Origin of the sequence: Nisaea sp. (genome assembly GCF_965216895.1) — a bacterium.
Classification (GTDB): domain Bacteria; phylum Pseudomonadota; class Alphaproteobacteria; order Thalassobaculales; family Thalassobaculaceae; genus Nisaea.
In genome coordinates, this window is sequence record NZ_OZ244205.1 from 1006032 (window position 1) to 1020022 (window position 13991).

The 13991-nt window shown below is 64.6% G+C and carries 14 protein-coding genes and 1 riboswitch; of the genes, 8 read left to right on the forward strand and 6 right to left on the reverse strand.

The annotated features are described in order from the left end of the window. Window positions 1–51 precede the first annotated feature (51 nt). Together ACOOE1_RS04810 and ACOOE1_RS04815 are read left to right on the forward strand one after the other, a co-directional pair. Complete coding sequence (locus ACOOE1_RS04810; RefSeq protein ID WP_420405203.1) at window positions 52–933, forward strand: carbohydrate ABC transporter permease; 882 nt, start codon at window positions 52–54, stop codon at window positions 931–933. Then, window positions 930–1760, forward strand: coding sequence for a carbohydrate ABC transporter permease (locus tag ACOOE1_RS04815; RefSeq protein WP_420405204.1), 831 nt, complete (start codon window positions 930–932; stop codon window positions 1758–1760). Before ACOOE1_RS04810 ends, ACOOE1_RS04815 begins: the two co-directional genes overlap by 4 nt. Here the strand turns inward: ACOOE1_RS04815 and ACOOE1_RS04820 are convergent, their stop codons facing one another. The 3 genes from ACOOE1_RS04820 to ACOOE1_RS04830 form a co-directional block, all read right to left on the reverse strand. Then, the gene (locus ACOOE1_RS04820; protein ID WP_420405205.1) at window positions 1761–3197 is read right to left on the reverse strand and encodes an FAD-binding oxidoreductase; all 1437 of its coding nucleotides are present in this window, start codon (window positions 3195–3197) and stop codon (window positions 1761–1763) included. It abuts the gene before it with no gap. Window positions 3198–3259: 62 nt separating this feature from the next. Beyond that, the gene (locus ACOOE1_RS04825) at window positions 3260–3526 is read right to left on the reverse strand and encodes a hypothetical protein (protein ID WP_420405206.1); all 267 of its coding nucleotides are present in this window, start codon (window positions 3524–3526) and stop codon (window positions 3260–3262) included. 33 nt (window positions 3527–3559) lie between these two features. After that, window positions 3560–3757, reverse strand: a riboswitch (cobalamin riboswitch). Between the two features lie 36 nt (window positions 3758–3793). Further along, window positions 3794–4231 carry a YaiI/YqxD family protein gene (locus ACOOE1_RS04830; RefSeq protein ID WP_420405207.1) on the reverse strand — a complete coding sequence of 146 codons (438 nt, stop codon included), beginning with the start codon at window positions 4229–4231 and terminating at the stop codon, window positions 3794–3796. A gap of 87 nt (window positions 4232–4318) precedes the next feature. Here ACOOE1_RS04830 and ACOOE1_RS04835 point away from each other — a divergent pair, with 87 nt between their 5' ends. Together ACOOE1_RS04835 and kynU are read left to right on the forward strand one after the other, a co-directional pair. Continuing rightward, the gene (locus ACOOE1_RS04835) at window positions 4319–5548 is read left to right on the forward strand and encodes a CoA transferase (protein ID WP_420405208.1); all 1230 of its coding nucleotides are present in this window, start codon (window positions 4319–4321) and stop codon (window positions 5546–5548) included. Next, window positions 5545–6786, forward strand: a complete 1242-nt coding sequence (kynU, locus tag ACOOE1_RS04840) for a kynureninase (RefSeq protein WP_420405209.1) — start codon at window positions 5545–5547, stop codon at window positions 6784–6786. The genes ACOOE1_RS04835 and kynU overlap by 4 nt, the downstream gene beginning before the upstream one ends. Here the strand turns inward: kynU and ACOOE1_RS04845 are convergent. Continuing rightward, window positions 6783–7466 (reverse strand): ArsR/SmtB family transcription factor, encoded by a 684-nt coding sequence (locus tag ACOOE1_RS04845; RefSeq protein WP_420405210.1) that lies wholly within the window; start codon window positions 7464–7466, stop codon window positions 6783–6785. The genes kynU and ACOOE1_RS04845 overlap by 4 nt on opposite strands. Window positions 7467–7537: 71 nt before the next feature. Between ACOOE1_RS04845 and ACOOE1_RS04850 the strand changes: the two genes are divergently transcribed. Next, window positions 7538–7867, forward strand: a complete 330-nt coding sequence (locus ACOOE1_RS04850; protein ID WP_420405211.1) for an NIPSNAP family protein — start codon at window positions 7538–7540, stop codon at window positions 7865–7867. Continuing rightward, a complete protein-coding gene (locus tag ACOOE1_RS04855; protein ID WP_420405212.1) occupies window positions 7864–8211 on the forward strand; it encodes an antibiotic biosynthesis monooxygenase family protein in 348 nt (115 codons plus the stop codon). Before ACOOE1_RS04850 ends, ACOOE1_RS04855 begins: the two co-directional genes overlap by 4 nt. Window positions 8212–8215: 4 nt before the next feature. Here the strand turns inward: ACOOE1_RS04855 and paaK are convergent, their stop codons facing one another. Continuing rightward, a complete protein-coding gene (gene paaK, locus ACOOE1_RS04860) occupies window positions 8216–9520 on the reverse strand; it encodes a phenylacetate--CoA ligase PaaK (protein WP_420406407.1) in 1305 nt (434 codons plus the stop codon). Window positions 9521–9704: 184 nt separating this feature from the next. On the opposite strand from paaK, the gene ACOOE1_RS04865 reads away from it, so the two are divergent. Together ACOOE1_RS04865 and ACOOE1_RS04870 are read left to right on the forward strand one after the other, a co-directional pair. Beyond that, the gene (locus ACOOE1_RS04865; protein WP_420405213.1) at window positions 9705–10919 is read left to right on the forward strand and encodes a serine hydrolase domain-containing protein; all 1215 of its coding nucleotides are present in this window, start codon (window positions 9705–9707) and stop codon (window positions 10917–10919) included. 86 nt (window positions 10920–11005) lie between these two features. Then, complete coding sequence (locus ACOOE1_RS04870) at window positions 11006–12628, forward strand: GMC family oxidoreductase (protein ID WP_420405214.1); 1623 nt, start codon at window positions 11006–11008, stop codon at window positions 12626–12628. Here the strand turns inward: ACOOE1_RS04870 and ACOOE1_RS04875 are convergent. After that, window positions 12625–13821, reverse strand: coding sequence for a Bcr/CflA family multidrug efflux MFS transporter (locus ACOOE1_RS04875; RefSeq protein ID WP_420405215.1), 1197 nt, complete (start codon window positions 13819–13821; stop codon window positions 12625–12627). The two genes, ACOOE1_RS04870 and ACOOE1_RS04875, sit on opposite strands and share 4 nt — an antisense overlap. Window positions 13822–13991: the final 170 nt, after the last annotated feature.

A 13991-nucleotide genomic window follows, 5' to 3' on the forward strand; every position in this document is an offset into this window, starting at 1 on the left:
CGACGTCCCGCCGCCGGTCTTTTGCGTTTCCGCACGAAAGCGCCGCACCCAATGGGATTTCTCTCCAATCGCACCTGGATCCATGCCTGGCTCTTCCTCAGCCCGGCGATGATCCTGCTGATCGCCTTCACCCACTATCCGGCGGCGGTGACCCTCTTCCATAGCTTCTTCTCCACGCCGCGCGGCAAGCGTCCGGCGAGATTCGTCGGGCTGGAGAACTACGAGACCCTGCTTGCGGACGAGACCTTCTGGACCGTGCTCGGCAACAATCTCTGGTATGCGCTCGGCACCATCCCGGCCTCCATCGCAATTGCGATCCTTATGGCGCTCTGGGTGGACAGCAACCTCAAGGGCCGGAGTTTCGTGCGCATGGCCTATTTCACCCCGACTGTGCTGCCGCTCATCGCCGTCGCCAATATCTGGATGTTCTTCTACACACCCGGTTTCGGCCTGATCGACCAGATCAGCGGGGCATTCGGCATCGCACAGCATAACTGGCTCGGCGATCCGGAAACCGCACTCAATGCTGTCATCGTCGTCGCGGTGTGGAAGGAGGCCGGCTTCTTCATGATCTTTTATCTCGCGGCGCTTCAGACCATTCCGGCGTCGCTCCGCGAGGCGGCCGCCATCGAGGGGGCCGGACGCTGGTATTTCTTCCGACGCGTCACCTTCCCGCTACTGATGCCGACCACGCTCTTCGTCTCGGTCAACGCCGTGATCAATTCCTTCCGGCTGGTGGACCATATCTTCGTCATGACCGAGGGCGGACCGGACAACGCGAGCTCGCTGCTGCTCTTCTACATCTACGAAACCTCGTTTCGGTTCTGGGACACGGCCTATGCCTCGACGCTGACCGTCGCCCTGCTCGCCCTGCTCTTCGCGGTCGCGATCGGCCAGTTCCTTCTGCTCGACAAACGGGTGCATTACCGATGAGCGCACACCGCACCTCAGATTTCGACTACGACCGCGCGCTGAACAGCGCGGGCGCGTGGGTACTCGCGCTTGTCTGGTTCGCACCGCTGATCTATGCCTTCTGGACAGCCTTCCATCCGAGCGCGTTCTCGACCCGCTTCGTATTGACGGCGCCGCTGACACTGGAGAATTTCGTCGCCGCCTGGAACGCCGCGCCTTTCGCGCGCTATTTCCTCAACACCGTTCTGCTGGTGACCTCGATCCTGATCGGGCAGTTCGTGCTCTGTACTCTGGCGGCCTTCGCCTTCGCCCGCTTCGAGTTCCGCGGCCGCGACACGGTCTTCGTACTGGTGCTGCTGCAGCTCCTGGTGATGCCGGACATCCTGATTGTCGAGAACTACCGCACGATGCGCGTCCTCGGCCTGCTCGACACAATCCTCGCCATCGGCCTGCCCTACATGGCGTCGGCTTTCGGAATCTTCCTTCTCCGGCAAACATTCAAGACCATCCCGAAGGAACTGGATGATGCGGCCCGGGTCGAAGGCGCCGGGTTCCTCACCATTCTGCTGAAGGTTTATGTCCCGCTCGCCAAGCCGACCTACCTTGCCTACGGCCTGGTCTCTGTCAGCCACCACTGGAACAATTTCCTCTGGCCGCTGATCGTCACCAACTCGGTCGAGACGCGGCCGGTGACGGTCGGGCTCAGCGTCTTTTCCTCGACCGACCAGGGAATCGACTGGGCCGTGATCACCGCCGCGACGCTGATGACTTCCGGCCCGCTGCTGATCGCTTTCCTCCTCTTTCAGAGGCAGTTCGTCCAGAGCTTCATGCGGGCCGGGATCAAGTGATCAGGGAATAACCTTCCCCGGATTCATCATGTTCTTCGGGTCAAGCGCCTGCTTCACCGCCTTCATCAGAGCGATCTTCGAGGGCGATCCGTATTTGGCGAGATAGGGCAACTTCTCCGAGCCTATGCCGTGTTCTGCGGAGAAGCTCCCACCAAGAGCGAGCGCTGTCTCGTACATCCGCGCGGTCAGGCCGGGTGTCTTCTCCTGCCACTCTGCATCACTCACCGAGGCCGGCTTGCGGGCGGTGTAATGGATATTTCCGTCGCCCATATGGCCGAAGCAGTTGAAGAGCAGGCCCGGCACGTACTCGCTCATCGCCGCCTGGGACTTTTCGAGATAGTCGGCAACCCGCGAAACCGGCACCGAGACGTCTCCGGCGATGCGGGGCGTTCCCTCGCGCTTGCCCGCCTCGGCCTGTTCCTCGCGAATACGCCAGAGTTCGCGACGCTGGGCCTCGCTCTCGGCGATCACACCGTCGGTCACCCAGCCCTGTTCCATCGCCTCGGCGAAGATCGCCTCCAGCTTGGCGCGGAGATCGTCCAGCGGCGACGGCGTGCCCATCTCCAGCAACACATACCAGGGCGAGCGCTCGGAGAGCGGGTCGACGGTACCCTCGATATACTTGATCGCCATGTCGAAAGAGGCGCGCGGCATGATCTCGAAGGCGAGGATGGTGTCGCCCGACAACTCGCGCGCCGCGCTGAGCAGCTTCTGCGCCGCGTGCGGGGACGGCACCGACAGCATGGCGGTCTCCCGCACCCGCGGCAGCGGCATAAGGCGGAAGGCGGCAGCGGTCACGATGCCGAGCGTGCCCTCGGCGCCGACGAAGAGCTGCTTCATGTCGTAGCCGGTATTGTTCTTGCGCAGCGTCTCCAGCCCGTCGAAGACGGAGCCGTCGGCCAGCACCGCTTCGATGCCGAGGATCTGCTCTCGGGTATTGCCGTACTTGATGGTGTTATTTCCGCCGGCATTGGTCGAGAGCGTGCCGCCAACCGTGCTGGAGCCTTCCGAGGCAAGTGACAGCGGGAACAGCCGCCCGGCCTCGGCGGCAACCGCCTGCATGTTCTGGATGACGCAGCCCGCTTCCGCGACCATCGCATAATTGTCAGGGTCGAGCGTGCGCACCGCGGTCAGACGGTCGGTCGAGATCACGATTGTCGGGCGCGTCTCGGTCGGCACGGAGCCGATGGCGAGACCGGTATTGCCGCCCTGCGGCACGATGCAGATTCCGGCCTTCACTGCCGCTTTGACGACCGTCGCCGTCTCCTCCGTCGAGACCGGCCGGGCGACGCCGAGCGCCTCGCCTTCCGGCGCGCCACGCCAGTCGGTCCGGTATTTCAGCGTGTCGCCCGGATCCTCGAGCCAGCCTTTCGGCCCCAGGGCCGCCCGGATCTCGGCAAGTGCCGCGTCAATGGACTGGGGTGTCTGATCGTTCACCCGCTCTCTCCCGCTCAAATGATTTCAGCCCGAAGGCTAGCAGCGAAGAGAAAAAGCGCCAATCAGACCGGCAATCGGTTTATGGAACTTCTCTCTGTCACTTCGAGACGCTGTGCGGCGCCGAAAAGGATACCGATCCGCCGCGCCGCCTCCTGCATTCCGACGGCAAAATCCTCTTTCGAGGTTTCCGCCCGCACCATGGAGAGAGAGCGGGAGAGCGTGCGGTCATCCTCGGCGACGCTCAGCAGCGTGAGGATCAGGGTCGCGAGATCGCGGTCCGGCGCACCGGCCGCATCACGGTCATGAGTCTGAGGGGACAGTCTGGTCATCTAAACCTCCTCCGGTGCACCCCGCCCGGGCAAAAAATGGGACACAGCGTTGGCAGGTTTCCTGACTCCCGGCTCTTCGATCCCGACCGCCTTCCCAGCCTCACGCGAGGCCAGTGGCATTCCCGGTCGGATCTTGCCGGCTACAGTTGCGGGGGCAGTCCCGGACTTGCCGCAAGGCAGCGCACCGGATTCCCTTTCGTCCCGAAGGACACCAACATTGCGAGGCTCGTTTTTCGGAGCGCTGCTGTCAAGCGCCGCAACCCGGTCTCAGGTCCGCAGCATGCGCTCGAGTTCGCGGATGAAGGATTCCCGGTCCCTTTTCGAGAAGGCCGGACCGCCGCCGGTGACCTCGCCCATGGCACGGAGGTCCGACATCAGGTCGCGCATCGCCATCGCCATCCCGATTCCCGCTTCGGTGAATTCCCGCCCGCCATGGCCAAGCGCCTTGGCGCCGGACTCGATCGCGCGCCTCGCGAGCGGAATGTCGCCAGTGACAACGATATCGCCGGGCCGCACCCGCTCCGCGATCCAGTCGTCCGCCGCATCGAACCTGTCCGAGACCAGAACGTTCTTCACGTTGGCCCGGTCACCGGTGCGGAAGCCCCGGTTGCTGACGATGTAGAACATCGCCTCGGTCCGGTCGGCGATCGCCAGGACCTCGTTCTTCACCGGACAGGCATCGGCGTCGACATAGACAGACTTCATTGCAGCTTTGGCCTCTTTGGCGGCGGCCCAACCATGCTAGGTTCGGCGCCCCTTGCATTGCTCACGAAACAGCCCCAAGAAACACGGATGTACAAGGTCCTTCAAGATTTGACGGTGGTCGAGGGTGCCTCCTTCATCGCCGCACCCTCCTGCACCCTCAACATGTTGCAGATGGGCGCTACTGTGATCCGCTTCGACGCGATCGGCGGCGGGCTCGACTACCGGCGCTGGCCGAAGGCGCCGAACGGCGCCAGCCTCTACTGGGAGGGCCTCAACAAGGGCAAGAAATCCATTGCCCTCGACCTGCGCAGCCCGGAAGGTCGTGAACTGGCAATCCGCCTCGCGACAGCGCCGGGCGACGGCCGCGGCCTGTTCGTCACCAACTATCCGGTCGGGGGATTCCTCGCCCACAAGGCGCTGAAGGCGCGGCGGGAGGACATCATCAGTCTCCGCGTCATGGGCTGGGCCGACGGGACTCAGGGCGTGGACTACACGGCCAATGCCGGCGCCGGTTTCCCGCTGATGACCGGCGAGCCGGGCCTCCCGGGAGAGAAACGCCCGGTGAACCATGTGCTGCCCGCCTGGGACCTGATCGCCGGCGCCAACGCCGCCTTCGCCCTGCTCGCCGCCGAGCGCGATCGACAAAAAACCGGCAAGGGCACCGAGATCCGTCTGCCCCTCGGCGATATCGCCCTCTCCACCCTCGGCACCCTCGGTCAGGTGGCGGAAGTCATGACCGAAACGGAAGACCGCCCGAGCTACGGCAACGATGTCTTCGGCGCCTTTGGCCGCGATTTCAGGACCGCCGACGGGCGCTACATCATGCTGGTCGCGCTCTCGCCCCGGCAGTGGACCGGCCTCCTCGCCTCCCTCGGCATCGAGGCGGAGATCGCCGCCGTGGAGGCGGAAACCGGCGTCAGCTTCGCCAGGGACGAAGGCCTGCGATTCGATTATCGCGAGAAAATCAATCCGGTGGTCGAGAAAGCCGTCGCCGCGCGCACGCTGGACGAACTTGCACCGCGGTTCCGCGAGAACGGTGTCTGCTGGGAGCCCTACCGCACCGTCCGAGAAGCAGTTGCGAGCGACCGGTTTCGGGAGATGGGCAAGCCCTATCACGATGTCACCCATGGCAGCGGCCTCACCTACCCGACCTCCGATACGCCGATCGATTTCCGCGACCTTGCTTCGGTCGCGCCGAAGGCGGCACCCCGGCTCGGCCAGGATACGGACGAGGTGCTGGCGGACTTCCTCGGCATGGACAGTGGCGAGATCGGCCGACTGCATGACGACGGCATCGTCGCCGGAGCGGATGAATGAAGACGACCCGGGAAAATCTCGCCGTGCTGGACACGGCCGATCCACTCGCCCGCTTCCGGGCGGAGTTCGAGCTGCCGGACGGCGTCATCTATCTCGACGGCAATTCCCTCGGCCCGCTGCCCCGGATGGTCCGGGAACGGGTCTCCGCCTGCGTCGATCACGAATGGGGCCAGGGCCTGATCCGAAGCTGGAACGATGCCGGCTGGATCGATCTGCCCACGGCGGTCGGCGACAAGATCGGCCGACTGATCGGCGCCGAGCCGGAAACCGTGGTCGCAACGGACTCTACATCGGTAAACCTCTTCAAGGTACTCGCCGCGGCCCTTGCACTCCGTCCGGAGCGGAAGGTCGTGGTATCGGAGAAGAGCAACTTCCCGACCGACCTCTACATGGTCGAAGGGCTGACGGAACTGCTCGGCAAGGGGCACGAACTGCGACTGATCGACGATCCGTCGGAATTGCCCCGTGCCCTCGGCGAGGATGTCGCTGCCGTCATGCTGACCCATGTGAACTACCGCAGCGGCCTCATGCACGACATGGCGGCGGTCACATCGGCGGTCCATGCAGCCGGCGCCCTAGCGATCTGGGACCTCGCCCATTCGGCCGGCGCCGTCCCGGTCGACCTTTCCGGCGCCGCGGCCGATTTCGCCGTCGGCTGCGGCTACAAGTATCTGAACGGCGGGCCCGGCGCGCCGGCCTTCGTCTATGTCGCGCCACGCCACCAGCAGGCCGTCCGGCAACCGCTGACCGGCTGGTTCGCCCACAAGGCGCCCTTCGCCTTCGATCACCGCTTCGAGCCAACAGACGGAATCAAGCGCTTCCTCTGCGGCACTCCGCCGGTGCTCGCCATGACGGCGCTCGATGCGGCGCTGGATATCTGGTCCGACGTCGACATGGCTGTCCTCAGGGAGAAATCCGTCGCGCTCACGGAATGTTTCATCGAACTGGTCGAGAACCGTTGCGCCGGGCTCGGCCTGACGCTCGCAAGTCCGCGCGAGGCGGCGCAGCGCGGCAGCCAGGTCTCCTTCGCGCACAAAGACGGCTATCCGGTGATGCAAGCGCTGATCGCCGGCGGCGTGATCGGCGATTTCCGCGCCCCGGACCTGCTGCGCTTCGGATTCACGGCGCTCTACACGCGCTTTGTCGATGTCTGGGACGCGGTAGAGCAGTTGGAAGAAACCCTCCGGACCCGTTCCTGGGATCGGCCGGAATTTCACGCCCGCGCGGCCGTCACCTAGGCAGCCGGAAACATTTCCAGAAACCGCCGCTCGCCTTCACCCGTAAAGCTGACGATGCGCGTTCCCTCGATCCGCTTCGCCCAGCCGAGATCGTAGAACCGGTCGAGCAAGGCTGTTCCGAGGGCGCCGGCAAGATGTGTCCGCCGCATGCTCCAGTCGAGACAGGACTTGCAGAGCGGGCGGCGGAGTTTCGTCAGTGCCGGCAGGTCGATCCCGAGGCCCGAGACAAAGCTCTCGCCCTGAACGGTCAGGGAAACGTCTTCTCCCTCCTCCACGACCAGGCTCCGCGCCGCCAGGCTGTCGAACATGCGCACGCCGAACTCGCCGGCGAGATGGTTGTAGCAGACCCGGGCCTTGCGCAGCGCCGGGTCACGCGGACCGGTGCGGGCGCGCATGTGTCCGCGCTTCGCGGCGAGACCCATCATCGCCTCCAGCAGGTTCCCGACTTCGTCGTCGGCGAGCGCGAAATAGCGGTGCCGCCCCTGCTTGCGCTGGGTCAGCAGCCCGGCGCCCTCCAGCTTGGAGAGATGGGAACTCGCGGTCTGCGCCGTGATCCCGGCCTCGGCCGCGAGCTCGCTCGCGGTCAGCGCCTTACCGCTCATCAGCGTGGTCAGCATGTTGGCCCGGGCCGGGTCGCCGATGAGCGAGCCGATCAGAGCGATATCGGGTCCTTCTTTCATACTTTGACCTTAACCGAAGCATGAGCGTCCGGCAATGTGGGACTGTCCGCCGACCCGAAACGGAGGACCACATGCTGACCTGCTTCATCCGCTATCATATCGATCCGACCAAGAAGGCCGAGTTCATCCAGTACTCAAGAAACTGGGGCGAGGCCATCCCGCGTTGCGGCGCGGACCTGATCGGCTATTTCGCCCCGCACGAAGGCTCCAGCACCCTCGCCTACGGCGTCTACAATGTGGGCAGCCTTGCGGAATACGAAGCCTACCGCCAACGGCTTGCCGCCGATCCGCTCGGACGGGAGAACTACGAATTCGCCCGGAAGGAAGGGTTCCTGCTGCGCGAGGACCGGACTTTCCTTATCAATGCCTCGAACCCGGTCAACAAGGGAGATATGCCGTGATCGCCGTGATCTTCGAAGTCGAGCCTCATCCGGAATTCAAGGACCGCTATCTCGAGATCGCGGCCAGCATGCGCAAGCTCGTGGAACAGGTGGACGGTTTCATTTCCGTCGAGCGCTTCGCCAGCCTGACGCACGAGGGCAAGCTGGTCTCGCTCTCCTTCTTCCGCGACGAGAAAGCGGTCGAAGACTGGCGCAAGCTGGTCGCCCACCGCGGCGCACAGGCCGAAGGGCGCAACAAGCTGTTCAAGGATTACAGGCTGCGCGTCGCTTCGGTGCTCCGCGACTACGGCATGACGGAGCGCGACGAGGCCCCGGCGGACAGCCGCGAGACCCACGCGGGCTGAGGACTCACTTTGCGCCGCGTTTGTCGATGACGCGGCGCGCCTTGCCCTGGGAGCGTTCGACGCTCCCGGGGTTACCGACCACGACCTTCGCACTAATTCCGATCACGCCCTTGATGTGATGCGCGAGTTCCCTGGCGCTGGCCGCGGCATGCGCCTCTTCGCCGGCCGCGGACGACACCGCCTCGCAAAGCACCGTCATCACGTCCATCCGGCCGTCCCGGGTCAGTTCGATCTGGTAATGCGGCGCGAGATGGTCGCATTTCAGCAATTGCTCCTCGATCTGCGTCGGAAACACGTTGACGCCGCGCACGATCATCATGTCGTCGGCCCGGCCGGTCACCTTCTCCATCCGCCGCATGGTGCGCGCCGTCCCCGGCAGCAGCCGCGTCAGATCACCGGTGCGGTAGCGGATGACCGGGAAGGCCTCCTTGGTGAGCGAGGTCAGCACCAGTTCGCCGCGCTCACCCTCCGGGAGCACCGCACCGGTCTCCGGATCGATCACTTCCGGGAAGAAGTGATCCTCCCAGATATGCAAGCCGTCCTTGGTCTCGACGCATTCGTTGGCGACTCCGGGCCCGATGATCTCGGAAAGCCCGTAGATATCGACCGCGTGCATGTCGAAGGCATCCTCGATCTCCTTGCGCATCGCATCGGTCCAGGGTTCCGCCCCGAAGATCCCGACCTTCAGTCCGGTGTCGCGCGGATCGATCCCCTGCGCGCGGAATTCGTCCAGGATCGACAGCATGTAGGACGGTGTCACCATGATGACGTTGGCGCCGAAATCGCGGATCAGGGCGACCTGACGCTCCGTCATACCGCCCGATACCGGGACCACGGTGCAGCCCAGTCGTTCCGCTCCGTAATGCGCGCCGAGCCCGCCGGTAAAGAGTCCGTAGCCATAGGCGACATGCACCACGTCGCCGGGGCGCCCGCCGGAGGCGCGGATGCTGCGCGCCATGACCTCTGACCAGACGTCGATATCCTTTTTCGTGTATCCGACCACGGTCGCTTTGCCCGTGGTGCCCGAGGAGGCATGGATGCGGGCCAGCTTCTCGCGCGGTACTGCGAACATGCCGAACGGGTAATTCTCCCGGAGGTCTGCCTTCCGGGTGAATGGGAAACGCGCAAGGTCGTCGAGCGAAAGGATCTGTTCCGGATGAACGCCCGCCTCCTCGAACTTCCGGCGGTAGACCGGCGAATTCTCGTAGGCGTGTCCGAGGCTCCATTGCAGCCGGCCGAGTTGCAGCGCTGTGAGCTCGTCGCGGCTCGCCCGCTCGATCGGATCGAGCTCGTGTTTCTTCGGCGCCAGATTGAGCACGCGTTCCTCCCCTCGGGTCCGGCAGCGCGCGTTGGCGCCGCCAGTTCTTCTTTTGCCGGAACGTTAGTGCGGCCTTGGAGCGGCTGCAATCGCGGTGCGACTGTTGACCGCATGCGATGAGGCGACGTCTAATCGCCTCCTTCTCGCGATCCCACTTGCCTCCGGACCTTGCCCCATGACCGACTTCAAGACCGCCAAGCCCGCCAAACACGGTTTCAGCGCCGCGCGACTCTCGCGCATCAGCGACTGGATGGCGCACTATGTCGATGGCGGGAAACTGCCGTTCGCGGAAACTCTGATCGCACGCCGTGGCGAGATCGTCTTCCACGAGGTGACGGGTGACCGCGACGTGGAGAACGGCCTCAAGGCGGAGCCCAGTGGCATTCACCGGATCTATTCCATGACCAAGCCGATCGTAAGCGCGGCGATCATGCAGCTTCTGGAAGCCGGCAAGCTGCAGCTCGACGATCCGGTCGCGAAGCATATTCCCGAGCTGGCCAACCTGAAGGTGCTCGGCGAGGATGGCGAGAGCACAAGCGTCGCCCGGACCCAGCCGACGCTGCATCACCTGCTGACCCATACCTCGGGCCTGACCTACGGCATCTTCGATCCGGGACCGGTCGGCAAAGCGCTGCGCAAGGCGAAGATCGACTTCTCCGAGAAGCACGGCCGGCTCGACGAGACCGTCGCGAAGCTGGCCGAGATCCCGCTAGTCTTCGAACCCGGCACGCGCTGGAACTATGGCGTCTCGACCGACGTCCTCGGCCGTGTGGTGGAAACCGCCTCCGGCATGAGCCTCGCCGAATATCTGCACGACCACATCTTCGGGCCGCTCGGCATGGAGGACACTTTTTTTGCCGTCCCGGCGGACAAGCTGGACCGCTTCAGCGCCTGCTACGCCAAGACCGAGGACGAAGGCATCCGGCGCGTCGACGAGATCGAGGACAGCCGGTATGCCAATTCCGTCACGATGTTCTCCGGCGGCGGCGGGCTCTGCTCGACAACCTTCGACTATCTCCGCTTCATGGAGATGATCCGCACCCACGGTGGCGGCGGCGAGGACCCGGTGCTCGGCCGCAAGTCGGTCGAGATGATGCTGATGAACCATCTGCCGGGCGACATGGCCTCGATGGGCCAGTCGGTCTTCAGCGAGATGCCGATGAAGGGCATCGGCTTCGGCCTTGGCGGATCGGTGGTGCTGAACCCGGCCGAGGCGCAAGTGCTGGGCTCGGCCGGCGAATGGGCCTGGGGCGGGGTCGCGTCAACCGGGTTCTGGATCGATCCTCAGGAGGAGATCAGCGTCGTGCACATGACCCAGCTGATGCCCTCCTCGTCCTATCCGTTGCGCCGCGAGCTACGCACGCTGGTCTATCAGGCTCTGGTCGGCTGACCTCGCCCGGACTGCGCGGCGGCGCTTGCCCGCCGCCGAAGCGCCTGCGAGACTTAAAAGAAACATATATCGGGGATGGAACGACCGTGGCCAGGGATCTCGGGACCTACGACTACATCATCGTCGGCGCGGGCAGCGCCGGCTGCGTGCTGGCGAACCGGCTCTCCGCCGACCCGTCGAAAAAAGTCCTGCTGCTGGAAGCGGGCGGCGACGACAATTACCACTGGATTCACATCCCCGTCGGCTATCTCTACTGCATCGGCAATCCGCGCACCGACTGGCTCTTCAAGACCGAGGCCGAAGCCGGGCTCGGCGGACGGGCGCTGAACTATCCGCGCGGCAAGGTTATCGGCGGCTGCTCCTCCATCAACGGCATGATCTACATGCGCGGCCAGGCGCGCGACTACGACCAGTGGCGCCAGCTCGGCAATCCTGGCTGGGGCTGGGACGATGTACTGCCCTATTTCGACCGCTCGGAAGGCTTCCATGTGCGCGGCGACAAGGGCCGTAACGGGAACCGGAACGCGGACGGCGAACTCCGGGTCGAGAGCCAACGGCTCTCCTGGGAGATCCTGGACGCCTTCAAGGCAGCGGCCGTCGAGGCGGGCATTCCCGAGACCGATGATTTCAACCGCGGCGACAACGAAGGCGTCGGCTATTTCCATGTGAATCAGAAGAAGGGTATCCGCTGGAGCGCGGCGACTGCCTTCCTGAAACCGGTCCGGAGCCGGCAGAACCTCCATATCGTGACCCACGCTCAGGCCAAGACGCTGCTGTTCGACGGCGCGCGCTGCACCGGCATTTCGCTCTCCGTCAAGGGCGAGGATGCGACGGCCACCTGCAGCAGCGAACTCGTGCTCTCCGCCGGCGCCATCGGCTCGCCGCAGATCCTACAGCTTTCCGGCATCGGCGATCCGGCCCTCTTGAAGCGCCACGGCATCGCGGTACGGGAGGCGAAGTCTTCCGTCGGCGGCAATTTGCAGGACCATCTGCAGATCCGCTGCGCCTTCAAGGTCTCCAACGTCGAGACCCTGAACCGGCGGGCCAACTCTCTGCTCGGCAAGCTCGGCATCGGGCTCGAATACGCGCTCTTCAAACGCGGCCCGATGACCATGGCGCCCTCGCAGCTCGGGCTCTTCACCAAGTCCGATCCCTCGAAGGAAACGGCAGATCTCGAGTATCACGTGCAGCCGCTCTCGCTCGACGCTTTCGGCGAGCCGCTGCACCCCTTCGGCGCCTTCACCGCCAGCGTCTGCAACCTGCGTCCCGAGAGTCGCGGGACGGTCGAGATCAAGAGCGCCGATCCGATGGCCGCTCCGGCCATCAAGCCGAACTATCTTTCGACCGAGGCGGACAAAAAGGTTGCGGCGAACGCGATCCGCATTACCCGCAAGATCGCGTCGCAGCCGGCGCTCGCGCCCTACAGCCCGGAGGAATTCAAGCCGGGTCCGGACTTTTCGGACAGCGACGAGTCCCTCGCAGAGGCGGCGGGCCAGATCGGGACCACGATCTTCCATCCGATCGGCACCTGCCGCATGGGTCCTGACGAAGGCGCAGTCGTCGATCCGGAGTTGAGACTGAAGGGTTTCGAGAACATCCGCGTTGCCGATGCCTCCGTGATGCCCACCATCACCTCAGGCAATACCAACGCGCCGACCATCATGATCGCTGAGAAGGCCAGCGATCTGATTCGCGCCGCCGCGCGTTAGAGCTTGCGGCCAAGGCCGAAGAAGAACACCGCCGCGAGCAGCCCGGCCCCGCCCATCGCCGCGGACATGGAATAGGCCGTGCCGTCATGCAGCGCGCCGACCGCCATGGCCGCGACCGCGCCGCCGCCGAACTGCGCGGCGCCGAGCGTCGCGGCCGCGGCGCCCGCATTCTTCGGATAGCGCGCCATTAGGAGCGCCGTACCGTTGGCACCAAGGATCGGCACCATGGCGACGAAGACCATCAGCCCCGCCATGACCGAGTAGGGTCCGGCAACGCCCGAGCGCTCCAGGATGACGAGATAGAGTCCCGCCGCGGCCGCGATCAGAACGCCCGCGCAGAGCAGAGACTTCAGTTCGAAGAGTTTGGTGAGGCGGCTGTTGAAAAAGGCCGTGACCATGATCGCAACCGAGTTTATCGCGAACAGCATGGCGTAATGTGCCGGCGTCAGGCCGAAGAACTCGATATAGACGAAGGAGGAGCCGGAGATATAGGCAAAGAGGCCGCCGAAGATTGAGGCGCTCGCAACGGTCAGGCCAAAGGCGGGCGGGTCGGCGAGAATGTACCGGTACGCACCCAGCGCCTGCATCAGACTGATGGCTCCGCGCTCTTCGTGCGAATAGGTCTCGGGCAACATCAGCACCACCAGGATAAAGGCGAGCGAGCCGAAGATAAACAGGGTGGCAAAGATTGCCCGCCAGTCGGCGAACTCCAGCAATGCCGCCCCGGCGAGAGGGGCCAGGATCGGCGCCAGCGTCGTCAGCATCATCATCAGCGACAGCACACCTGCCGCCTCGGACGGCGGATAGAGATCCCGGACCACGGTGCGCGCGAGGATAGAGGCGGCCCCGCCGCCGATCGCCTGGACGAGACGCGCCGCGATCAGTCCGTCGATCTCCGCCACCAGCATGCAGGCGAGCGAGGAAACGATGAAGAGCGCGATCCCCGCAAGCAGGACGGGCCGCCGGCCGAAGCGGTCCGAGATCGGCCCGTAGATCAGCATGCCCCCGGAAAATCCGGCGAGGAAGACGGCCAGAGTCGCCTGCACCTCGCGCGCCGGTACCGCAAGGTCGCGCGCGATTTCCGGCAGGGCCGGAAGGTACATGTCGATCGACATGGGGGCGAAGGCGGCGAGCGCCGCCAGCAATACCACCAGTCCGCCTTTCGGTAATTGGAAAAGCGCCGTCTTCAGCATGTCAGGAACACCATTTGAGAGGTCTGCCGGACCGTAACGCCGGGTGTCGAAACTGTCCAAGCCTTTCGCAGTTGCAAAAATTCGGAAAATCCAGTGCGAACAAATGTTAACATGGCTCGCCTATTGTCTGGCGGCGCGTCCGCGCTACCATCGGGTATAAGACCATCCGC